This window comes from Paenibacillus oleatilyticus (assembly GCF_018998565.1).
Classification (GTDB): Bacteria; Bacillota; Bacilli; order Paenibacillales; family NBRC-103111; genus Paenibacillus_G; species Paenibacillus_G oleatilyticus.
On the sequence record NZ_JAHNZO010000012.1, the window covers coordinates 141308 to 163304 of the forward strand.

Genomic DNA, 21997 nt, shown 5'->3' on the forward strand with positions numbered 1-21997 from the left:
CTCTTTGTCCGAATCTCCGTGCGCCCTTACAAAGGAACACTATCCAGAGACAAACGGCTGTGATAAAATTACCTATTGTCAGAACGGCTTCGGAACAGGATACCAGAGCGGAAGGACAGATTGGCATTGAACAGAACGTTAGTCATCAGCGACATTCACGGGAGCTATGAGAGCTTCGACGCACTGCTGCGCGCTGCGGAGTATAACGCCGGTCAGGATCGGCTTATTCTGCTTGGAGATTATGTGGATCGCGGGCCAAGAAGCAAGGATGTCGTCGAACGGGTGATGACCATGGTTCGGGAGGACGGGGTCATCGCGCTGCGGGGCAATCACGATCAACGCTTTGTCGACGTTGTAACGGGCCCGTGCGAAGAGAACGAAGAGATGAAATTTTTAAAATACGGCGGGGTGCAGACGCTTGCCAGCTATTATGCCTCTTTTGAATCGAACGAAGGGACCGATCGGGAGCGTACCGAGTGCGCCAAAGAATGGGTTCGGTCGGAGTATGGGCATCATTTGGCTTTTTTAGGCAGCCTGCCTTTGTTTTACGAGGACGAGCGGTTCATTTATGTCCATGCGGGCTTGAACCCGGCGTATCCCAACTGGAAGGAACAGCCTGCCCGGGATATGATCTGGATACGCGAACCGTTTTACGGCCATCCGACCGTGGTCGAGAAAACCGTCATTTTCGGCCATACGAGAACCTCGTGCCTGCACGATTCTCCCGGCGTATGGTTCGGCGGCGACAAAATCGGTATCGACGGCGGCTGCGTCTACGGACAGCAGTTGAACTGTCTGGCTATCGACGAGAACGGAGGCTTCACGACGTATCACGTGGAAGGGACGAATTGGGAGCGATGAACGAACCTTATGTCTTGGAATCGATGGACACCGGCGACGGCGCGTATTTGCTCGCCTTGGCCCGCAGCGTCGGTTGGAACTTTTCTGAGGCGCAGCCCGATTTGTATTTGCGTACGGGCCCGGTATTCGGGCATCGGGACGGGGGAAAATGGATTTCGTGCGCGGGATTTTATGCGTACGGCCAGAAGCTCGTCTCCATCGGCCATCTTATCGTCGACCCGGCCTATCAAGGCAAAGGGCTGGGAAAACGTCTAATGCTCCATTACCTGTCGGAAGCGGAAAAGAGGGGCTCGGCGGTTACGCTCGTTTCGACAAAGTCCGGGTTTCCGCTGTATACTTCGCTCGGCTTTCAAACGGTTGGGTACGCCCACAGGTTTCAGCATGACGTCCCTTCGGAAAACTCGCAGCAGGAGCGGACTTCCGTTGACGGAGATATGGTGCCGTTGCATGAAGCCGCACTGTCTGAAGTCATCGAGCTGGACCGGGTGGCCGCAGGTGTTCCGCGCGAGCGCATGCTTCATTCCATCGATCATTATAAAATCAGCGGATGGGCTGTGCGCGATTCATTCGGCGCAATCCAAGGCTATGGATTCGCACGGGCGAAGGGGGATATCCTGGTTGTCGGACCCCTCGTTTCCGCGGACGCGGACATGGCGATCCGGCTGCTGAAGCCGCTCATGGCAGGCTGGCGGGGCCGGGTTCAGCTTGATGCTCCCGGCGTCCAAGCCTCTTTTCAAGAACGGCTCCGGGGACTCGGGTTTCGGGAGACTTCCGTTTCGCCGCAAATGCTGCTCGGGGCTTCGTCTTTGCCCGGCCGGCGCGAGCTGCTGTTCGCGCTTGCCGACCCGGCATTCGGATAGAAGGCCGGGCGGTCGTTTTCGATTAGTTCCGGTCCATTTGACCGATGTTCAAAATCATAGTTGACAAATTGGAATACTCTGTATAGTATAAAAACATCAATGGAACGAATAGCGAAGGTTGCTGACCGTACGGACGGAGGCCCTTGTTTCATTCTGCGCAAGCGGAACGAAGCAGGGGCTTTTCCTTTGTTGCGGCCGTATGCGGCATCCCGTAGAAAGGCAGGAAACAATCGTGTCCTTCAGCTATGTCTCGCATCTGTATTGTCCGAAATGCGAAGCGAAGTATTCCTCCCAAGCGGCGGTTCAATTATGCATTTGCGGTTCGCCGCTGCTCGTCCGCTACCGTCTGGAGGAATTGAAATCGTCACTGGGCCGCTCCGAGCTCACGGCAAGAACCGAACGGAGTTTGTGGCGTTACCACGAGCTGCTCCCGGTAGAACGCGCGGACAACGTAGTGACGTTGGGCGAGGGATTTACCCCGCTCCTGCGGATGCCGAAGCTCGGCAGCGGGATGGGCATCCCTCAACTGTTGATGAAAGACGAGGGGATTATTCCGACGGGCTCGTTCAAAGCCCGGGGTGCAGCCGTCGGCGTTTCCAAAGCGAAGGAGCTTGGCGTGCGCGAGCTGGCGATGCCCACGAACGGCAACGCCGGAGCGGCATGGGCGCTGTATGCGGCTAGAGCCGGCATCCGGGCAACGATCGTGATGCCCGCGGACGCTCCGGACATCACGCGCAAAGAATGCGCCGCCGCCGGGGCCCGTCTTTACTTGGTCGATGGCCTGATTAGCGACGCGGGCAAAATCGTTGCTCAGGCGATCGCGGAAGAAGGTCTGTACGATGCGTCGACGTTAAAAGAGCCGTACCGGATCGAGGGCAAAAAAACGATGGGGCTCGAAATCGCCGAGCAATTGAACTGGCGGCTGCCGGACGTCATTCTGTACCCGACCGGAGGCGGCGTCGGCTTGATCGGCATCTTTAAAGCGTTCCAGGAGCTTCAGGCGCTGGGCTGGGTTCAAGGCAAGCTGCCGAGACTGGTCGCCGTTCAAGCGGAGGGCTGCGCCCCGATTGTTCAAGCGTGGAAGGAGAAGAAAGCCGAATCGGCGTTCTGGCCCGCTTCTTCTACGGTGGCCTTCGGCATTAACGTCCCCAAGGCGCTCGGCGATTTTCTGGTGCTCGACGCGATCTATCGGACGGATGGCTGCGCGGTGGCGGTCGATGATCGGACTCTGCTGCGCGAGCAGCTCCGGATAGCCGGGGAGGAGGGAGCCTTTGTGTGCCCGGAGGGCGCTGCGGCGTTCGCGGCCGCCCGTTTGCTGCGGACCAGCGGCTGGATTCGCGAAGAGGAAACCGTCGTCGTCTTGAACACAGGCTCCGGAGTGAAATACCCGAATACGGTTCAGGCCGTCCCGCCTGTGCTGCAGCCGGGCGAGCGGTTGAACGGCCGGATGACCACAAGAGCGGACAGGAGCGATCACCGTTAACATGACACTCGATACCGCATTCATGTTCGACCATCTGCCGGACTTCGGCCATGCGGCACTCGTGACGCTTGCCGTCGCCGGAATCGCCATCGTCGCTTCGCTGCTCGTGGCTGCGCTGAACTCGGCCGTTATCTTTTTCCGGGTACGCGGGCTAACCTGGGTTATACGTGCCTACGTCGAGCTCGCGCGGAATACGCCGCTGCTGATTCAGCTGTTTTTCGTTTATTTTGCGCTGCCGTCTCTGGGTATCCATCTGTCCAATTACGCGACGGCGATACTCGCGCTGACGTTCCTCGGCGGCGGGTATTTCACGGAGGTATTCCGCGCAGGAATCGAGGCCGTATCCGGGAGCCAGAAGGAATCGGGGCTGGCGCTCGGCCTGTCCCGCTGGCAGTTGTTTCGTATTATCGTTCTGCCTCAAGCGCTGCGGATTGCGACACCGTCCTTGTTTGCGAATTTTATTTTTGTTCTGAAAGAAACGACGGTCGTTTCTGCGGTAGCCATCCCTGAAATTTTGTACACCACCACGAACTACATCGCGCTGTACTACAAAACCTACGAAATGCTTCTGTTGATGACCTTTCTGTATGTGCTGCTTTTCCTGCCGCTGTCCTTCTTGCTTTCATGGATGGAAAGGAGGTTCCGGCATGGCCAGTTCGGGATTTGATCTTTTGATCGTATCGCTTCCCCAGCTTGGCAAAGGCTTGCTCCAGACGTTAACGCTCGCGTTGTACTGCATCGTGTGCAGCACGTTCGGCGGCCTTGTGTTCGGTGTTCTTCGGGCTTCCCGCAGCCGCTGGCTGGGTGTGCTTACCCGGACGTATCTGGAGCTGTTCCGGTCGATTCCGATTTTGGTCTGGCTGTTTTTCTTTTTCTTCGGTCTGCCCATCTTCTTCGGCATCGATCTGTCCGGCTTCGCCTGCGCCGTTCTGGTGCTGTCGCTGTGGGGGATGACGGAGGTCGGCGAGGTGGTCCGCGGCGCCCTGATCTCGCTGCCCAAGGGGCAGAAGGAAGCGGGGCAATCGATTGGCCTGAGCCCGGTGCAGCTTTATGTCCACGTCCTGCTTCCGCAGGCGCTGCGCCGCATGATTCCACCTGTTATCAACGTGTATACGCGCATCGTCAAAACGACGTCGCTCGCCGTCCTGATCGGCGTTACGGAAATCATCAAGACGGGGCAGCAAATTATCGAGCGGACGGGCGAATCCGTGCTGATCTACGGCACGCTGTTCCTGCTTTATTTTGCGCTGTGCTATCCGCTGTCCGTCTTATCCAGAAAACTGGAAAATAAACTGCGAAAAGGGGGAGAGGCGGGTGTCCGGGATTTTGCTTGAACTGACGAAGGTAAGCAAAGCATTCGACGGGCATTGGGTGCTGCGAGAGATCGATCTTCAGATTGCCAAAGGCGAGGTCGTCGTCATCCTCGGGCCGAGCGGCTGCGGCAAAAGCACCTTGCTGCGGTGCTTGAACGGACTGGAGACGGCCCAAGCCGGCAGCATCCGGTTTTGCGGACAAGAGCTGACCTCGGGGAACGTCCGCTGGCAGCACATCAGACAGCAGATCGGCATGGTATTTCAGAGCTACCATCTGTTCCCGCACTTGACCGTTCTCGACAATATCCTGCTCGGTCCGCTCAAGGCCCAGCGCCGCTCCAAACGGGAAGCCGAGGCTCAGGCGGAGAAGCTGCTTGAGCGCGTCGGGCTGCTCGATAAGAAGCATGCCTACCCGAGGCAGCTTTCGGGCGGTCAGCAGCAGCGAATTGCCATTGTGCGGGCGCTGTGCATGAACCCGGAGGTTATTCTCTTCGACGAGGTCACGGCGGCGCTGGACCCCGAGATGGTCAAGGAGGTGCTGGAGGTTATGCTCGGTTTGGCCGAGCAGGGCATGACGATGGTGATCGTCACCCACGAAATGGGCTTTGCCCGGGCCGTAGCCGACCGGATCGTCTTCATGGACGAAGGGAGAATCTGCGAGACGGGCTCGCCGGACACGTTCTTTACGAAACCGAAAACGGAGCGGGCCCGGCGCTTTTTGGACAAATTTTTGCTTTTGGAGACATGGAAAGGGAGAGAGAGCGGATGATAAAAAAGAGAAACATATCCATATTGATTTTAAGCCTGCTGGCGGGTTTGCTTGCCGCCTGCGGTACGGGCGGAAAGGCGACGAACGATCCGAAGTCGGGAGCTGCTTCGGAGCCGAAACAGGCAGGCGCGCTGCAAAAAATCAAAGACCGCGGCAAGCTGATCGTCGGCGTGTTTTCGGATAAGCCTCCGTTCGGCTTTACGGACGAGAAGGGCAAGCTTGTCGGTTTCGACAACGACTTGGCGAGGCGGTTTGCCAAGGATCTCCTCGGGGATGAAAGCAAAATCGAGTTCGTGGTCGTCGAACCGTCAAGCCGCATTCCTTTCCTGCAAAGCGACAAGGTCGATCTTATCGTCGCCAACATGACAGTGACCGAGGAACGGAAGCAGGCGGTCGACTTCACCAACCCGAATTTGAAGGCGGCGACGCAGGTCATCGTGCGCGACGATAGCGGCATCAAGTCGCTGGCCGACTTGAAAGGGAAAAAAGTGATCGTCACGAAAGGAACGACCGCCGATATTTTTCTGACCAAAAACCGGCCGGACGTCGAACTGATCAAATTTGAGAAAAATACCGAGTCGCTTCAAGCGCTGAAGGACGGGCGGAGCCCCGCTTATGCCCAAGACAGCCTGATCTTGTTGAGCTGGGTGCGTAAAAATGCCGGCTTCACCGTGCTTCCCGAGAAGTTGGAGAAAGAAGCACCGATCGCTCCGGCGGTGAAAAAAGGAAACAGCGAGCTGCGGGAATGGGTCAATCAGGAGCTGGAGGCGCTCGGGAAAGAAAAATTTCTGCTCCAGCTCTATGATAAATATGTAAGGGCAGAGCTCGGTCCGGACGTCGATCCAAACGAAATTATCGTCGAAGGCGGCAAGTGGCAATAGTTTATGAAAAAGGGAACCAAGCCCAACGGCATGTTAGGGCTTGGTTTTTGATTTAGTCTCCTCTCGCGGGGCTTGTCAAACGACCTCCTCGTGTAAGGCGGCGACCAACTGCGGGTGAAGCGTACGGCTGGCGGCTGCGATTCCGCCGGGACCTTGCCCGAACGGGCGGCCTTCCGTATTCGTGACCGTGCCTCCAGCTTCCTGCACCAGCAACGCGCCGGGCAGCCAATCGAAGGTGTCGTTCCCGTGCTCCCAGTAGGCGTCCAGCCTCCCGCTTGCGACATAAGCGAGCTGTAGCGACACGGAGCCCAGCATCCGGGTGATCATCGCACGGGACATGACCCGTGAAAGCCCTTGAACCGTCTGCATCAGCGTGCCGTCTTTGGAAACCAGGGTGGGATGGGAGGTGGCGACGACGGCATGTTTCAGCTCCTGCTTTTTGCCCGCGCCAATCCGTACCCCGTTTAAATAAGCGCCTTCGCCCTGCACCGCATGAAACAGCTCGCGGTGGCACGGGTCGTATACGGCGGAAAACACCGGAACGCCGTCCCGGATCAGACAGAGCGCCGTAGACCAGAACGTGAAGCCTTGAAAAAAGTGAAACGCCCCATCCATCGGATCGCAGATCCAGTAATCGCCCGAACGCATGGCTTGGCGCTGTTCTTCCAGATCGAACTCCCCGTCGGACCAGCGGATGGCCGGGTAGTTCGTTTGCAGCGCAGAGCGGATCGCCTCCCCGGCTTGGCCGTTAAGCTGCCGAAACCGCTGTGCAAGCTCCTCGAAATCGTGCGGCGGGGTTCCTTGCGTCTCCGCAAATTTCGCATACAGGTCGTCTCCGACCTCTTTCATAAGTCCTATGCAAAACGCAATATCGATCCCAGTCATTCCGTATCCCATCCTTCGCTTTTCATAGTATTAGGCAAATTAGGCAAGCAGCTTTTCATAGTCGACTTCGATGTGCGTCATCGGCATGTTGTGACGACGGCCGGCCGGTCCGTTTCCAACAACATAAGCAATTCGATGCATACGCCATTCCACTCTCTTATAGTAGTATGAATAAATACTACTTTGAAAATCGTGTCAGGTCAAGTGCTCGAGCAATGGAAGCTTTGTTGACGAAAGCGCTTGCGACACGAAACTTTCAAGCCAAAAGCCCTATGCGAGGCAGGTATAAACTGGTATACTGAATTGTGGAAATAGTATAACTTTTCAAACATGAGGGGAGTTGAACAGATGAGAGTTCTACCGAAAACGAACGACCTCGGCTTCTTTGAAATTCGGCTCGAATCCATCGGCGGCTTGGGAGCCAACCTGGCGGGGAAAATGCTTGCGGAGGCTGGCGTCGTTGGAAGCGGGTTCAACGGCGTGAGCTTTTCTTCTTACGGTTCGGAGAAAAAAGGCTCGCCGGTTAAAGCGCATATCCGTTTTTGCGACATAAATACGAATATTCGCGATACGACCCCGGTGGAACGTCCGCATGTCGTTGGCATTTTTCATGAAAACTTGTCGAAAACGGTCAACGTGATCAGCGGAATTTACGAGGATAGTCTGGTTCTGGTCAATTCGGCCAAAAGTCCGGAAGCCCTTAAAGAAAAAATGAAGCTGATCGGCGGCACCATTGCGGTGGTCGATGCAACCGGCATTGCGCTGGAGGAGAAAAACCGCGTCAACATGGCGATGTTGGGCAGTCTGTTCCGGCTGTGCGACTTCCTCGATTTCGAACACATGAAAGGCATTATCCGCAAATCGCTGGAGAAAAAATATCCCGGCGCGGTCGAGCCTGCCCTGCGCACGTTCCAGCGCGGCTATGACGAGGTGCAATTCCAGACGTACGCGCTGCCGGAGGGCGTAGAGATGCCGCTGCCGAAACGGTGGGATATTCCGGTGTACGGTTACGAGACCCAGCCGATCGGCGGGATGGTGGCGAATCCGGGGAACAGCATCCTGAAGGACCTCAGCATATCCCGCAGCGGGATGATGCCGCATTTTGACGACGAGAAATGCATTCACTGCGCGGCCTGTGATACCGCCTGTCCCGACTTTTGCTTCGTGTGGGACGAACAGCCGGACAAAAAAGGACGCCCGCAAATGTTCTTGCAAGGAATTGATTACCAGTACTGTAAAGGCTGTCTGAAGTGCGTCGTCGCCTGTCCGACCGAAGCGCTGTCCTCTAACCGCGAGACGGAAGGCTACGCGGATGAACATCGCGTACCGCATCGTTTTAGCTTGGCCCAGTAAGATAAATACCTGTTAGCAGGGAGAGGTGAACCAAACTAATGGCTATTGAGATTAACAAAGAGGTCAGCCAAGGTACGGTCGAGCAGCGGATGGTTTATGAATCCGGCAACGAGATGGCGGCTTATGCGGCTCACCAGATTAATTACCATATTATGGGTTACTTTCCGATTTCGCCGTCGACGGAGGTCGCGCAGTTCCTCGATCTGATGAAGGCGAACGGCCAGCATGATATCAAGCTGATCCCGGCGGACGGCGAACACGGCTCGGCAGGGATTTGCTACGGGGCTTCCACCGCGGGTGGACGCGTGTTCAACGCGACCAGCGCGAACGGTTACTTGTATATGCTGGAGCAGATGCCGGTACAATCCGGGACCCGGTTCCCGATGGTCTTGAACCTCGTTTGCCGCTCGGTATCCGGGCCTCTGAACATCCACGGCGACCATTCGGACCTGTATTACGCGCTCAATACAGGCTGGCCGATCTTGATGTGCCGCGATCCGCAAGCCGTCTACGATATGAATATTATAGCCATCAAGCTGGCCGAAGATCCGGAGGTTCGCCTGCCGGTCATCGTCGCTTCCGACGGCTACTTCACTTCTCACCAAAAACGCCGCGTGCAAACGTTCGCCCACAAATCGGACGTGCATGCCTTCATCGGCGAGCAGCCGAAGCAGTTCCCTCACGTGCTTGACCGCAACAATCCGATTACGGTAGGACCTTACATGAACGAGCCGGACTACATCAACAACTGCTATCAGCAATCCGTTGCCATGTACAATGCCGGAGAAGTATTCGACCGCATCCGTCAAGAATACCAGGTGCTGACGGGCCGCGATTATCCGATTCTCGACCTGTACCGGATGGAAGACGCCGAAGTGGCGGTATTCCTGATGAACTCGGCGTCCGAGATCATTAAAGATGTCGTCGACCAACTGCGGGCCAAAGGCATCAAAGCCGGCTCGATCGCGCCGAATATGATTCGCCCGTTCCCTCAGAAGCAGATTGCCGAAGCGCTCAAAAACGTCAAAGCCGTCACGATCGGCGACCGCGCGGATTCGTACGGCGCGTACGGCGGCAACATGACGATGGAGATCAAAGCGGCGCTGTTCACGGAAGGCAACCGCGATACGATGGTCATCAGCCGGATTTACGGGCTGGGCGGCAAAGACTTTTACGCCGAGGACGGCCATCATCTGTTCGAATTGGCGATCGAAGCGGTCCAAAAAGGCCGGGTCGACGTTCCGTTCGATTATTACGGGCATACGCCGGGCGATCCCGACAAGAAGCCGCAGCGTGTCATCGAGCCGATGAAATACGAGGATCTGAAGACTGGATTGATTACGGTCGACAAAGACGAGACGACGGGTCGATTGAAGGTAAAGGTTCCGCCGATCCGCCAGCTGACCAAGAAGCCGAAGCGGCTTGCGCCGGGGCACGGGGCCTGTCCGGGCTGCGGTATTTTCTCCGGTCTTGAGCTGTTCTTCAAAGGGATCGAAGGAGATATTGTGGCGCTGTTCCATACCGGCTGCGCGATGGTCGTAACGACGGGGTATCCTTATTCTTCGCATAAAGCGACCTACATTCATAACTTGTTCCAAAGCGGCGCGGCAACGCTCTCCGGCGTCGTGGAAATGTTCTGGGAGCGCAAACGCCGCGGCGAGCTGGAGCATCTGAACCTGCCGGACGACTTCACGTTCGTCATGATCACCGGCGACGGCGGGATGGACATCGGGATGGGCCCGGCCATCGGCGCTGCGCTTCGCAATCATAAAATGATCATTCTCGAATACGATAACGAAGGCTATATGAACACCGGCGCGCAGCTGTCCTATTCGACGCCGCTCGGCCACCGGACCTCCACGTCCAACGTCGGGAAGCATCAGGGCGGCAAATTGTTCCACCATAAGGACACGCCGCAGATTATGGCCGCGACGAACATTCCTTACGTGTTCACCGGCTCCGAAGCGAACCCGCAGGATTTGCTGAAAAAAGCCGCCAAGGCGCAGTACTATGCGCAGAACGAAGGTCTGGTTTACGGCAAAATCCTTATCACCTGTCCGCTTAACTGGCTGTCCGAGGAACAAATCGGGCAATCGCTGATCGATCAAGCCGTCAACTCCTGCTTCTTCCCGCTGTACGAAGTGGAGAACGGCGTGACGACGATCACGTTCAATCCGGAAGAGAAGAACAAGCGGATTCCGGTCGGCGACTGGTTGAAAAATATGGGCAAGACGAAGCACCTGACGAAGCCCGAATATGCGGAGGCGCTGCAATCGTTCGAGAACGAAGTCGAACGCCGCTGGAGCCGTCTCAAGGCGAAGCACGAAAATCCTTACCTGTAATAAGGTAAGGCCGGCACGAACCTCAGGCGCAAACTCGTACTGTTGAGCTTGCGCCTTTTCATTTTCTGAACCGATTCGGAGGAGTTTCGATGCCTTATGTACTGAGACATGCCGATTCCGGCGAAATCGCCGCATGCCTTCAAAAAAACGTATACGATTTCGATTATTTCGGCGTCAAACAGTGGGAAGACGAGGGGCAGGCCGAGGCGGACAAGCATGCTTTTCTGGAGAGCATCGGGTATGATCACCCTGATCATTGGCATATCCTTTTGATCAAAGAGGATCGTGTCAAGCTCTGCAACGTGAAGCTGAAGAACGATCCGTCGCGCCGGGTACGCCTGAGCGAAGACGGCCAGCTAACCGTTCATTCCGCTCCCGAACGACTATAAAACGGGGAATGGTAGTTTTGATGAATACAAACCCTTTTGCCGATTTCGAAGCGGCGGGCAACGAGCAGGAGCTAGCCGCCATTCAGGAATCGATTCAACGTCAGGGCTTTACCGCCTTCCGGCTGCTGCTCGAAGGCTTCCGGGACCGGCTCAAGCAATTTTCGGACGGCGACATCGCATCCGTGAACGGACTGCTGGAGCAGGCCCGGCGGTTGTTTCCCGAGCCGGAGACATTTAGCCCATCCTGGGTTAACATATGGGACGAATTCGAGCGGATTGCCGCATACAAGCAAACGGTGCTGGAGACTATTCCGGCCAAGGAGCGCGAAGGGGAGTGGCAGGTGCTGCTCGATAACCCGTATACGAATTCAGATCTCGTATGCTATCCCGGACTCAGCTTTTTGGAGGGGGCGTATTTATACGCGTACTTCCGCAGCGATCTGAAGCAGAACGAGTATATCCGGCTGCAAAAAATTCAAAATCTTGTCATGGCCTTCGGCAGCGAGCGGCAGGAAGCTGCGAACAAAAAGAAAGAAGGTTAAATTTGGGATTATGGAGAAAACCGGGGTTCGAGCGGGAAACCGTTTCAAAATCCCGGTTTTTTCATGCAGATCAAATGCGTCCTACCGTTACATCCGTTCAGCGAGCTTTAGCGCAAACAGCTCCAAATAATGCTGATCCGTCTCGTCGAAACGATTTTTCTCCGGGCTGTCGATGTCCAGCACGCCGATCAGGCGCTCGGCATGGAGAATCGGGACGACGATCTCCGACTGCGAAGCGGCGTCACAAGCGATGTGGCCGGGAAATTGATGAACGTCCGCGACGCGGACCGTTTCCCGGAGGCTGGCTGCACGGCCGCAGACGCCCTTGTCGAGCGGAATACGTACGCAAGCGGGCAAGCCTTGGAAAGGTCCGAGCACCAGCTCCCCTTCCTCGAATAAATAAAAGCCGACCCAGTTGATCCGCTCCAGAAACTGGTTCAGCAGTGCAGCGGCGTTGGCCAGGTTGGCAATCCGGTTCGGCTCATCTTCGATAAGCGCGGACAACTGGGAAATGAGCAGCTTGTAATTTTCCTCGCGCGTTCCCGTGTAGGCTGAGGCATGAAACATATACGACGACTCCTTTTTTGGCGGCAGATTACGCTGAAATTAGCATATTTTCCATGGGACGTCAAGGCGCCGAAAAGCGGAATACGGTCCGGTTTGAATGGTTACCCTGTATACAAACGGCTGCAGGAGATCGTATGACGCAATCTATTCTGGTCATTGAAGACGAAGAACATATCGCCCGGGTGCTGACACTTGAGCTCGAACACGAGGGCTACGAGGTCGAGACGGCGCATGACGGCCGGGAAGGGGCCAGATTGGCTACTTCCAAGCCTTGGAACCTTATTTTACTGGATGTTATGCTTCCGGAATGGAACGGGCTGGAAGTGCTGCGGCGCATCCGTCAAGTCAATGTGGAAGTGCCTGTCATATTGCTGACGGCCCGCGATGCAACGCCCGATATTGTCAGCGGGTTCGATCAGGGTGCGAACGACTACATTACGAAGCCGTTCGTGATCGAGGAGCTGCTGGCGCGTGTCCGCAACTTGATCGGACTGACGAGCCGGCATAAGCCGGAGGCCGACACGCTGAGTGCGGCGGACTTGACCGTCGATCTCAAGGCGCGAAAAGTGACGCGTGCAGACAACTTGATTGAACTGACGCCCAAGGAGTTCGATCTGCTGCAATATTTGATTCAGCACAAAGGGCACGTCCTGACAAGGGAACAAATTATTTCCGACGTGTGGGGCTACGATTTTGTAGGCGACACTAACATTGTGGATGTCTATATCCGCTATTTGCGCCAGAAGGTCGACAAAGGCTATCAGCCCAAGCTGATCAAGACCGCGCGAGGCGTCGGCTACGAACTGGCGGACCCCGAGCCATGAGCCTGCGGACGCGACTGATGCTGCTGTCGTGCGTGTGGATTTTGTTGATCGTCGTCTTTTTCAACTGGTTCATTTATTACTATATTTTGAAGAAGACGACGGATAACGAAGTGCGGCAGCTGTGGAATAAAGCGCAAATCATTTTGCGCGATCCGGAGATTTATGCTCCATCCCATTGGAATTCCGGCCAATTGCAACAATATTTGGAGTCCGACACGCTCATTCGAATCGTTTCGCCCGACGGGGCCGTGCGCGCGCAAGTGTCGTCAAGCGAGGAGCTGTCGGCCCACCCGGCGACGTACCGGACGCACTATCATACCGTCGTGCAGAACGAGCTGGGCCTGCTGATTTTGTTCGTTCAAGTACCGGTCGTCGGCAAAAACCACGTGCAGATCGGGCTTCTGGAGCTCGGAAAAGGGCTGAATGTCGTCGCCGCTTTTATGGACCTTCTGGTTACGGGACTCACGGTGACGACGGGCAGCGTGCTGCTGTTTTCGCCGCTCGTCGGTTTTTTCTATACGAAGGCGCTCGTGCGTCCGATCCGCCAATTGCTGGAGACGATGCGAACAATCCGGAGCAAAGGAGATTTTATACTGCTCAGCCCCCAGTTCACGGTAAAAAAGGACGAGCTTGGCGAGCTTGGCCGAACGTTCAATGAAATGATCGTGCGTTTGCAGGAGAACGACCGGAGGCAGAAGCATTTTGTCGCGGACGCTTCGCATGAGCTGAAAACGCCGCTGACCGTCATCGAAAGCTATACGTCGCTGCTGCGCCGATGGGGAGGCCAGGACCCTGCCATCCAACAGGAGGCGCTGAATGCGATTCATTCGGAAACCGTACGCCTCAAGGGGCTCATCGACGCTCTGCTGCGGCTGGCGGAGGTGGAACGTCACGCGCAAGCGGAGCTGCACCCCGTCCGCATCGCGGAGCTCATCCGCTCGACCGCCGAGCAAATGCGCCGTGCGTTCGAAAGAGAGGTTATTGTCCGCATCGGTTCGGAGGAGATCCAGTGCATCGGCGATGAGGCAAGGCTGAAGCAACTGCTGATCATCCTTCTGGACAATGCGATCAAGTATAGTCGGAAGAACGTTCTAGTCGAATGCGACGAGGAGGAGCGTTACGTGGTTATCCGGGTGACGGATCAAGGAATGGGGATTCCGTCCGAGGAGCTTCCTTTGCTGTTCGAGCGGTTCTACCGGGTGGATAAAGCAAGAAGCCGGGGCACCGGAGGATCGGGTCTGGGCCTGGCGATCGCGAAGCAAATTGTCGAGCTGCATCAAGGCTCGATCCGCTTGGACAGCGAGGAAGGGAAGGGGACGACGGCGACAGTCAAATTGCCAAAAACATCCTTGACAGCGTTTTAATTAAGAACCTATGAGAGTTTTCTCACGGATTTCTAATAAACGGCTCTGAAGCGCCGAACGGCAGGCCTTAAGCGGAATTTGGCGAAAAAAACCACGTTTTCATCTGTGCTATAGTGGGTTACGGGCAATCAGCCAAACCTAACTTCAAGGAGGACGTTACAGATGAAACAACTGTTTGGAAAACGCTGGGGGAACATGGCACTGTCGATCGGCTTGTGTACAGCTTTTTTGTTCGGCAGCACGCTTGCGGCTCCGGCCAATAGTGCTTACGCGTATTCCGCATCTAAAGCGCAAAGCATTATTTCCACAGGGAAAAGCTACCTGCACACCCCTTACAAGTTCGGTGCGCGCGTCGGTAACACCAAAGTATTCGACTGCTCTTCTTTCACGGCGACGATCTACGGCAAATACGGTGTGAAGTTGCCGCGTACGTCTAAAGCTCAATCCAAAGTCGGCTCCTATGTGCCAAAAAGCCAATTGAAGCCGGGAGACCTGGTCTTCTTCTACTCTCCGATTCATCACGTTGCGGTTTATATAGGTAACGGGAAAATTATGCACACGTACGGTAAGCCGGGTGTTACCATCTCCGATCTGAACAGCGGCTGGTGGAGCAAGCACTATACGACGGCACGCCGCGTACTTTAATCACAGACAAAGGCGCATGAAAAAAGCCGCTGCCCCCGGTTTTCCGGGAAGCAGCGGCTTTTTGCGTATTAGGTCATCTCTGTTCTGCCGGTCTGGGCGGCGACGGCTTCCCGTTCGTTCGAGCGGAGGAACATCCATACCCCGGACAACAGGACGAAGCCGGCGGCAGCTTGCATCCACGTGATGCTCTCGCCAAGCAGCAGATAGGCCAGAATCGTTGCGCCCAGCGGCTCCCCCAGGACGCTCATCGATACGGATTCGGGACGCATATACTTAAGCAGCCAGTTGAACAAATAGTGGCCGAACAGCGTCGGAACGACGGCCAGAAGGAGAAAAATGCCCCATTCTTTCGAGTCGTAGCCGGTAAAAGGCAATCCCGCCGCCACATTATATACGGCGAGCACCAAGGCGGCAAGCACAAAGACGAAGAAACTGAAGACAAAGGCGGGAATGCGCTTCAGCATGCTTTTGGCAAGCAGGATTTGCACGGCCATCGCCGCCGTTCCGACCAGGGACAGCAGGTCGCCAAGCAGCGCCTCTCCGGTCAGCCCCCAGTCGCCCCAGCCGATCATGGCCGCTCCCAGAATCGCAACCGCCATGCTGAGCACGGCCAGCAGATTCGTCCGTTGGCCGAGGAACAGGCATGCGCCGATCAGGACAAAGACGGGCTCCAGCGAAAGGATCGCGGTCGAGCTTGCGACCGTCGTCAGCTTAAGCGATTCCATCCAGAACAAGAAATGAAGGCCGAGCGCGAGACCGGACCAGAACAAGCCCGCCCAGTCGCCTAAGCGCAGCTGAGCCACTTCGCGGCGGTACCGCAGCAGCAAAGGCAGCAAAATGGCTGCGGTCAGCAGCAGCCGGTACATCGCAATGACCGACGACGGAGCATTCGACCAGCGGACAAAAATGGCTGAAAAGGAAATCGCGACGATGCCGATCACGAGCAGCAGCGGCAAAGGAACGGGAAAACGTTTCACAGCATTCATCAGGTTAACTCTCCATTTCATAACGTTCGGTTACAGGCACATTGCTTTATTATAGCACTGGATTCCCGACTCTTACAGAGCCAGAATTGAAAAGCCGGCAAAGCGTGAGAAAGTCTGCAAAGTTGGACTTTTATTCCCAATTGTGATATGAAAGAATGTAGGCCGGACTTAGGAACGGACGCATCACAATAGGGGGGAAATGGAATATGTCCCGGCGTTTTGTTATCGAGGCGGTGCTTGTGGCTGTATACGGCGAACTCATGGCGCCAAGCCGCCCGGTGGAATATTTGATTCCGTATTCGACGATATTGGAGTTATACGAAATGAAAGACAGCCCCGAGCCGGTCATGCCGGACGCGGATGACGACGCTCATGTCAAAGGGAAAATCGGGGAGCTCATCGCCTTCTTCGACGACTCGTTCAATAAGAAGAAGCTCGAGCGCGCGCTTGCCGCCCCATGGCGCCCAAGCCCGCCGCTGCCGATCAACGAGAATGTGACGTTCACGGTCATCAATGCCGTGGATAATGCCCAATACGGGGAGTCGTTTGATCCGATCGAAACCGAGGTTGTACTGACCTCCCTGCGGGAGAAAGCGCCTATATTGACGGACCAGCTTGAATTGATGGAGAAAATCATTCAGGCAGAAGTTCCCGTTCAAGTGTATGACGTTTATGATTTTGAATTCGCTGTCGAAGACGGGATAACCGCAGAGGATTTGATGAAGCCGTAACCGCCGCGTCGCGCTCAGTAGCCCAATGCATGCCGGAATCCCGACCGAGGGATGCCACCGGCGACAAGTCAACCGGGTATGCCCGGTTGGCTTTTTTGCATTTTTTTCGCGCAGGCTGTCACAAACAGGCCATTCCGTTCGCCATAAGGATAAAAGACGCGAGAGGGTGGATCACCATGGAAAGCAAAACAATCCTTATCGTCGGCGGAGGCTACGCCGGTCTGAATGTGATCCGGGCGTTACAAAAGCAATATGCCCATGCGAAACAAAAGGTTCGGCTGATCCTGATTGATAAGGAGCCGTACCACTTGCGAAAGGTGCTGCTGTTTAAGGCGGCTGCCGGGGAGCCGAAGCTTCGGGTACCGTTCTCCTGCTATTTTGACGATGAGGTGACCTGCATTACCGCTGCGTTAACCTCCGTGAAGGCGAGCCACCATACGATTCAAGTGGCTTATCCGGATGGTACGGCCGGCGCGCGGCTGGTCCTTGCGCTGGGCAGCGTCGTCGTCTCGCCTCCGCCCGAACAGGGAGGCATCCCGTTGACGAGCGTTGCGGCCGCCGAACAAATCCGAAATGAGCTGAAGCGAAAAGTGGAGCAGCCGCGGATGGAGCGGGAGCCTGCGCGGCAAAAAAGCCTGCTGTCCGCCGCGGTCGTCGACAGCAGCATCACGGGGATGGAGGCTTCGGCGGAAATCGCTTATTGGTTGTAACGGGAGGCGGAGAAGGGCGGGCTCGGTCCCGAGGACGGATTGTTCTGGATGCGCTAATGGGGGATGAACCTGATTTTGACCGGAAAGGCGGGATTGTTCGTCCGAAATGAGACATGGGATTCGGCAAGCTTGATCGGCGGAGATCTCCGGCACAAGCTGGCAGACCTGCATACAGCAAAAGCTGAAATTTAATCCAATCGATGGTACAATAGAAATAGGACCATAGCGAGGTTCCCCTTCAGGTTAACGTACTTTTGCTGCGATGCGGCATCATGTCGGGCTGGAAGGGGAGTTTTTTGTGGAAGGAGAACCTAGATGAAAGGTTATGTAGTGACCGGCGCTTCCAAAGGGTTAGGACTGGCTCTGACCCGCCGCTTGCTCGCTGCCGGGCACCGCGTCATCGGAATTTCACGGACCGCTGCGGATACGACGGTTTCCGGCGACCGTGCGGACGGAGCTGCAGCTCAGAGGAAGGTCGAGCATTATGCATACGATCTGAAACGCGTGGACGGGATAGAGACACTGATCGCGACTATCGTCCGATCGCTGGAAAAGGAGCCGCTCGATTCCCTCACGCTGATCAATAACGCAGGCATGCTGGAGCCGATCATACCGCTGGAGCAGGCCGATAGTCTCACGCTGACGGAGCAGATGAACGTTAATCTTCTGGCCCCGATGCTGCTGATCTCCGCTTTTATCCGGGCGACGAAGGATTGGCCCACCTCGACGGCCAGAACGATCGTCAATATTTCCTCCGGCGCGGGGAAAAAGCCGTATTCCGGCTGGAGCGGCTACTGCGTCACCAAGGCCGGGCTGGATATGCTGACGCGCTGCGTCGGGCTGGAGCAAGGCGACGGGCCGCAGGCGGTGAAGGTCGTTTCGATCGCGCCCGGTGTCGTGGATACGGGCATGCAGGAGCTGATCCGCGGGACGGAGCCGGACCGGTTCCCGGAGGTGGAGCGCTTCGTAGGGCTGAAGCAGACGGGCGGACTGTATACGCCCGATGAGGCGGCGGAGCGAATCATAAACGTGGTGGAGGGCGGACGGTTCGCTCAGGGAGACGTGCTGGATATCCGCCATTTGCCGCAGGCGTAAAGCCATGCAGCGAAAGGGGAAGTTACCTTGTTTGACCCGACGATTTTCGATAATTTAAAAGTAGTGCTTGAAGGACATTTGTATGATTTGGATGCGGAGCAAACGATCCGGGTCATCGGCCGGGAAGATTTCATTGACCTGGCCAGCATGAAACGGATATTCAGCATGCGCATCCGACGCGACGAAGGCTGCTGCCAAGCGGAAATCAGCATGACCAGCGTGCTGTCCGACTTCGCCGGGGAACGGTTCCGGCTCGTCGAACCCGGCGAGCGGCCCGGCGCCAAGCTGACGCTCCGACTGGACATGCCGCTCAGCCACTGCGAGCACGCGGCCGAGCTCCACCGGGCCATGACGGACCGGTGGGCGGAGGAAGCCCGGATCCGCCACGAAAGGTCGGCGGAATTCGTTCCGGACGACGGCCCCGGACTTTCGGGAGGCGGGCTTTTGGATGAAAAAGGCGTTTACCGGATACATATCGAGTTTATCCGTAAAATCGATGAAAGCCATATCGGCGATATGGAAAGTCTGCTTGCCCATCTAGTCGATAGCTTGGTCGATGCGGACGAGGTTGGCGAGCGGAAGGGCAGGGCCCGCGACAGCGAATAAAAGCGGCCGGAGCTCGGCATACTACAATCTGGATAAGGAGGGAAGATCATGGCGAGAATTGCAGTGGAAAACAGCTTGCAGGATGTAAAGGACGCGCTGCAGCAAAGCGGGCACGAAGTCGTCTCCGTCGATAACGCGAATTTGCAAAATTGCGATTGCTGCGTTATATCCGGACAGGACAAGGACGTGCTGGGCATCGCGGAAACCACAACGAAAGCTTCCGTTATCAATGCTCAAGGCATGACATCCGACCAGATTGTCGAACGAGTGAACCAAAGCTTAAGCTGATTCGCCTTCGCTCCGCCAGCCATCGGCGGACAGCCGAAAGGACCGGATTCCATTGAAGCCGATCTTTTTTGTATGTAAAGAAGAATGCATTGGTGGGGCTGCAATTGCGATAGGTGTGGGGTTTCGAGGCGTATGGATAGGTTGGATTTTCGGGTTGTGCGGATTCGCTAAGTGGGTGGGGCAGGCAAGTGTTTGTGGCTAATGGTAGGTGCAGTAGACAAGTGCGTGCAGTAGACAAGTGCGTGCGGCCGATAATGAGTGCAACTGACAACAACATGAAGCTGAAAAATAAAGGAACTGCGATGCGTTAAGCGGAACGTTGGATCGTTCGTCGGGGGTTAGAGGAAGCAGGATGACTTATTCGTGTCGAAAAATGTTCATGTTCCGCGGAATGAGGGTGTTAGCGAACGTCAGTTCCTCTAGTTACGCTGAGAGCAGCGAAATGGATGATATAAGGCATGGTAGTTCCTCTATCGTGGGCGGCGAGCGATTGGAATTGGTTGACCAAAGGAGGGGATCGTTCCTCTGGTATTGTCGGGAGCATTGGAGCACGTTTCCACTAATGGGAGTACTGTCCGTTGTTCCGGTCGCTTAGAGAGTGGGCTTTACGACGAGGGTTCGATGTCAGGCAGGAGCGGAATGCGCCGGGCGGGAGCCTGCGAGCTGCAGGCCCAAGCTGTGACTCCGGCTCCGGTGATGCCGGGCTTAGCGTCTGGACTTTTGACGCTTTGCGATTTCTTGCGTAACAACAAAGGCCAGATCTTCGTTGCCGAACATAGACAGCACGCCGAGCAGCGTATCGTCCGGCACTTCCCCGGCTTCCTCCTTCGGCACGGTTAGCTCCAGCGCTTGCTGAAGCGCGGCGTTCGCTTCCTGCTGCGGATAGGCGCGCTCATACAGCGCGACGGGATCGAGGCCGTGGTTGATGCACCACTGGGCGAACGCGAGAATCATAATATTTTCGTCCCGCTGATAATTGCGGATGACTTGCTCTTCGATTTCTTTGCGGTTCATTGAAAAATCTCCTTCTAAGCGGTAAGATGGGTTCATTATATCGAAAGTTCAGGTGGGTTCACAATGATTCTTAACGAAAAAATTAAAGCGTCCGAAGTTCATTTAACCGGAGTCGACGGTGAAGATTTCGGCATCGTCCCTACTGCCGAAGCGCTGGCGATGGCCCGGAAGCTCAAGGTCGACTTGGTCTGCACGTCGCTCATGAGCAGTCCCCCTCCGTGCAAGCTGGTCCGCGCAGGGGCGGCGAAACAGGAAGCGCAGCAAGCCCGCAAGCACGAACGGGCGCCGAAGCTGAAGGAAATTCGTCTGACGCCGCAGATCGAGGAGCACGATTACGAGACGAAGAAGCAGCAGGCGGAGCGGATTTTGAAATCCGGGGACGCCGTCCAGTTTGTTGTGCGGATTCAAGGCAAGGAAGGGGCCCAAGCCAAAGAGCTGCTCGAATCGCTGCTGAACGATTTGGCTGGGAGCGGACGCAAGAAGACGGGCATCCAGCTTAGCGGGAAGCAAGCGGCCGTTCAAGTCGATCCGCTGACCGACTAGGGCTGCGGGGAGCGTTTGCTGCCGCGGATTTTTTAACTTCAACCAATTTTGGGTATTTACACCTGTCTTCGGATTGCGATAGGATGGAAGGGATCGTAATCTGGAAGGAGATTTCCATATGGAATACGGAATGAACAAGAATCGGGACAATTGGAACGACCGGGCGCCGGTGCATGAGCAATCCGAATTTTACGACGTGGCATCGTTTCTGGCGGGCCGTTCGTCTCTCTTGTCGGTTGAACTGGAAGAATTGGGCGACGTGGCGGGGAAGTCGATGCTGCATCTGCAGTGTCATTTCGGGCAGGACAGTTTGTCTTGGGCCAGGCTCGGAGCGCGGGTGACCGGGGTCGATTTTTCCGAGGAGGCGGTCAAGCTGGCGCGTTCGCTCAACGACAAGCTGGGGCTGGACGCCCGGTTCGTATGTGCGAATGTATATGATGTGCCTCAGGCGCTGCCGGAGGAGACGTTTGACATTGTGTTCACGTCTTACGGCGTTCTGTGCTGGCTGCCGGACTTGACGCGGTGGGCGGAAATCATCTATGAGAAGCTGAAGCCCGGCGGCACTTTTTATATTGCCGAAGGTCATCCGCTTGCTGATATTTTCGAACTGGTGGACGGAGAGCTGCGCATGGTTTATTCGTATTTCGAAGGCGAAGCGATCGTACTCGATCTCGAGGGCACGTATGCCGACCGGAACGCCAAGATCAACAATACCGTCACCTACGAATGGGCGCATTCGCTGGGCTCCATCGTGACCGCGCTGATTCAAGCCGGCCTGCGGATCGAATTCGTGCATGAGTTTCCCTTCTGTATGTACGAGAAGTTCCCGGGGCTGATGGAGAAAGGCGAGGACGGCTGGTGGAGAATGAAAGGGAAGGAGTATTTCCCGATGCTGTTCTCGATTCGGGCGACGAAGCCGGCAGAAGCTTAAACGGCTGCAGCGTCC

The 21997-nt window shown here is 56.1% G+C and carries 25 protein-coding genes; 21 read left to right on the forward strand and 4 right to left on the reverse strand.

What is annotated here, in order from left to right; genetic code table 11:
- The first annotated feature begins 126 nt into the window (after nucleotides 1-126).
- The 7 genes from KQX66_RS17360 to KQX66_RS17390 all read left to right on the forward strand — a co-directional run bounded on the left by KQX66_RS17360 (nucleotide 127) and on the right by KQX66_RS17390 (nucleotide 6167).
- Complete coding sequence (locus KQX66_RS17360; RefSeq protein WP_216794063.1) at nucleotides 127-861, forward strand: metallophosphoesterase; 735 nt, start codon at nucleotides 127-129, stop codon at nucleotides 859-861.
- Complete coding sequence (locus KQX66_RS17365; RefSeq protein WP_216794064.1) at nucleotides 858-1721, forward strand: GNAT family N-acetyltransferase; 864 nt, start codon at nucleotides 858-860, stop codon at nucleotides 1719-1721. Before KQX66_RS17360 ends, KQX66_RS17365 begins: the two co-directional genes overlap by 4 nt.
- A gap of 232 nt (nucleotides 1722-1953) precedes the next feature.
- Nucleotides 1954-3204, forward strand: coding sequence for a threonine synthase (locus KQX66_RS17370; RefSeq protein WP_216794065.1), 1251 nt, complete (start codon nucleotides 1954-1956; stop codon nucleotides 3202-3204).
- A gap of 1 nt (nucleotide 3205) precedes the next feature.
- Entirely contained in the window at nucleotides 3206-3871 is a 666-nt protein-coding gene (locus KQX66_RS17375) for an amino acid ABC transporter permease (RefSeq protein WP_216794066.1), read from the forward strand.
- Nucleotides 3852-4538 carry an amino acid ABC transporter permease gene (locus tag KQX66_RS17380; protein WP_216794067.1) on the forward strand — a complete coding sequence of 229 codons (687 nt, stop codon included), beginning with the start codon at nucleotides 3852-3854 and terminating at the stop codon, nucleotides 4536-4538. The genes KQX66_RS17375 and KQX66_RS17380 overlap by 20 nt, the downstream gene beginning before the upstream one ends.
- Nucleotides 4519-5286, forward strand: coding sequence for an amino acid ABC transporter ATP-binding protein (locus tag KQX66_RS17385; protein ID WP_308647245.1), 768 nt, complete (start codon nucleotides 4519-4521; stop codon nucleotides 5284-5286). The genes KQX66_RS17380 and KQX66_RS17385 overlap by 20 nt, the downstream gene beginning before the upstream one ends.
- Nucleotides 5283-6167, forward strand: a complete 885-nt coding sequence (locus KQX66_RS17390; RefSeq protein WP_216794068.1) for a transporter substrate-binding domain-containing protein — start codon at nucleotides 5283-5285, stop codon at nucleotides 6165-6167. Before KQX66_RS17385 ends, KQX66_RS17390 begins: the two co-directional genes overlap by 4 nt.
- Before the next feature lie 75 nt (nucleotides 6168-6242).
- Here the strand turns inward: KQX66_RS17390 and KQX66_RS17395 are convergent, their stop codons facing one another.
- Nucleotides 6243-7052 (reverse strand): inositol monophosphatase family protein, encoded by an 810-nt coding sequence (locus tag KQX66_RS17395; RefSeq protein ID WP_216794069.1) that lies wholly within the window; start codon nucleotides 7050-7052, stop codon nucleotides 6243-6245.
- 348 nt (nucleotides 7053-7400) lie between these two features.
- Here KQX66_RS17395 and KQX66_RS17400 point away from each other — a divergent pair, with 348 nt between their 5' ends.
- From KQX66_RS17400 to KQX66_RS17415, 4 genes are all read left to right on the forward strand, one after another.
- On the forward strand, nucleotides 7401-8405 hold the full coding sequence (locus tag KQX66_RS17400; protein WP_216794070.1) for a 2-oxoacid:acceptor oxidoreductase family protein: 1005 nt from the start codon (nucleotides 7401-7403) through the stop codon (nucleotides 8403-8405).
- A gap of 38 nt (nucleotides 8406-8443) precedes the next feature.
- Complete coding sequence (locus KQX66_RS17405) at nucleotides 8444-10747, forward strand: thiamine pyrophosphate-dependent enzyme (RefSeq protein ID WP_216794071.1); 2304 nt, start codon at nucleotides 8444-8446, stop codon at nucleotides 10745-10747.
- A gap of 89 nt (nucleotides 10748-10836) precedes the next feature.
- Nucleotides 10837-11136 (forward strand): hypothetical protein, encoded by a 300-nt coding sequence (locus KQX66_RS17410; RefSeq protein WP_216794072.1) that lies wholly within the window; start codon nucleotides 10837-10839, stop codon nucleotides 11134-11136.
- Nucleotides 11137-11156: 20 nt separating this feature from the next.
- The gene (locus KQX66_RS17415; protein WP_216794073.1) at nucleotides 11157-11678 is read left to right on the forward strand and encodes a hypothetical protein; all 522 of its coding nucleotides are present in this window, start codon (nucleotides 11157-11159) and stop codon (nucleotides 11676-11678) included.
- Nucleotides 11679-11765: 87 nt separating this feature from the next.
- On the opposite strand, the gene KQX66_RS17420 is transcribed toward KQX66_RS17415, so the two are convergent.
- A complete protein-coding gene (locus tag KQX66_RS17420) occupies nucleotides 11766-12245 on the reverse strand; it encodes a free L-methionine (R)-S-oxide reductase MsrC (protein ID WP_216794074.1) in 480 nt (159 codons plus the stop codon).
- Nucleotides 12246-12379: 134 nt separating this feature from the next.
- Between KQX66_RS17420 and KQX66_RS17425 the strand changes: the two genes are divergently transcribed.
- From KQX66_RS17425 to KQX66_RS17435, 3 genes are all read left to right on the forward strand, one after another.
- Entirely contained in the window at nucleotides 12380-13069 is a 690-nt protein-coding gene (locus KQX66_RS17425; RefSeq protein WP_216794075.1) for a response regulator transcription factor, read from the forward strand.
- On the forward strand, nucleotides 13066-14433 hold the full coding sequence (locus KQX66_RS17430; RefSeq protein ID WP_216794076.1) for a HAMP domain-containing sensor histidine kinase: 1368 nt from the start codon (nucleotides 13066-13068) through the stop codon (nucleotides 14431-14433). Before KQX66_RS17425 ends, KQX66_RS17430 begins: the two co-directional genes overlap by 4 nt.
- A gap of 162 nt (nucleotides 14434-14595) precedes the next feature.
- A complete protein-coding gene (locus KQX66_RS17435) occupies nucleotides 14596-15078 on the forward strand; it encodes a C40 family peptidase (RefSeq protein WP_216794077.1) in 483 nt (160 codons plus the stop codon).
- Nucleotides 15079-15146: 68 nt separating this feature from the next.
- Here KQX66_RS17435 and KQX66_RS17440 read toward each other — a convergent pair whose 3' ends face one another.
- The gene (locus KQX66_RS17440) at nucleotides 15147-16064 is read right to left on the reverse strand and encodes a DMT family transporter (RefSeq protein ID WP_216794078.1); all 918 of its coding nucleotides are present in this window, start codon (nucleotides 16062-16064) and stop codon (nucleotides 15147-15149) included.
- A gap of 206 nt (nucleotides 16065-16270) precedes the next feature.
- On the opposite strand from KQX66_RS17440, the gene KQX66_RS17445 reads away from it, so the two are divergent.
- The 5 genes from KQX66_RS17445 to KQX66_RS17465 all read left to right on the forward strand — a co-directional run bounded on the left by KQX66_RS17445 (nucleotide 16271) and on the right by KQX66_RS17465 (nucleotide 19494).
- Nucleotides 16271-16795 carry an ADP-heptose synthase gene (locus KQX66_RS17445; RefSeq protein WP_216794079.1) on the forward strand — a complete coding sequence of 175 codons (525 nt, stop codon included), beginning with the start codon at nucleotides 16271-16273 and terminating at the stop codon, nucleotides 16793-16795.
- 176 nt (nucleotides 16796-16971) lie between these two features.
- Nucleotides 16972-17505 (forward strand): FAD-dependent oxidoreductase, encoded by a 534-nt coding sequence (locus KQX66_RS17450; protein WP_216794080.1) that lies wholly within the window; start codon nucleotides 16972-16974, stop codon nucleotides 17503-17505.
- Nucleotides 17506-17820: 315 nt separating this feature from the next.
- Nucleotides 17821-18600 carry a (S)-benzoin forming benzil reductase gene (locus KQX66_RS17455; protein ID WP_216794081.1) on the forward strand — a complete coding sequence of 260 codons (780 nt, stop codon included), beginning with the start codon at nucleotides 17821-17823 and terminating at the stop codon, nucleotides 18598-18600.
- Between the two features lie 27 nt (nucleotides 18601-18627).
- Nucleotides 18628-19206, forward strand: coding sequence for a hypothetical protein (locus KQX66_RS17460; protein WP_216794082.1), 579 nt, complete (start codon nucleotides 18628-18630; stop codon nucleotides 19204-19206).
- 48 nt (nucleotides 19207-19254) lie between these two features.
- Nucleotides 19255-19494: a YkuS family protein gene (locus KQX66_RS17465; protein WP_216794083.1), complete on the forward strand. Its 240-nt coding sequence runs from the start codon at nucleotides 19255-19257 to the stop codon at nucleotides 19492-19494.
- 705 nt (nucleotides 19495-20199) lie between these two features.
- On the opposite strand, the gene yxiS is transcribed toward KQX66_RS17465, so the two are convergent.
- Nucleotides 20200-20508: a protein YxiS gene (gene yxiS, locus KQX66_RS17470; protein ID WP_216794084.1), complete on the reverse strand. Its 309-nt coding sequence runs from the start codon at nucleotides 20506-20508 to the stop codon at nucleotides 20200-20202.
- A gap of 63 nt (nucleotides 20509-20571) precedes the next feature.
- Here yxiS and infC point away from each other — a divergent pair, with 63 nt between their 5' ends.
- Both infC and KQX66_RS17480 read left to right on the forward strand, forming a co-directional pair.
- On the forward strand, nucleotides 20572-21051 hold the full coding sequence (gene infC, locus KQX66_RS17475; RefSeq protein WP_216794085.1) for a translation initiation factor IF-3: 480 nt from the start codon (nucleotides 20572-20574) through the stop codon (nucleotides 21049-21051).
- 118 nt (nucleotides 21052-21169) lie between these two features.
- Nucleotides 21170-21982, forward strand: a complete 813-nt coding sequence (locus KQX66_RS17480; RefSeq protein WP_216794086.1) for a class I SAM-dependent methyltransferase — start codon at nucleotides 21170-21172, stop codon at nucleotides 21980-21982.
- Nucleotides 21983-21997: the final 15 nt, after the last annotated feature.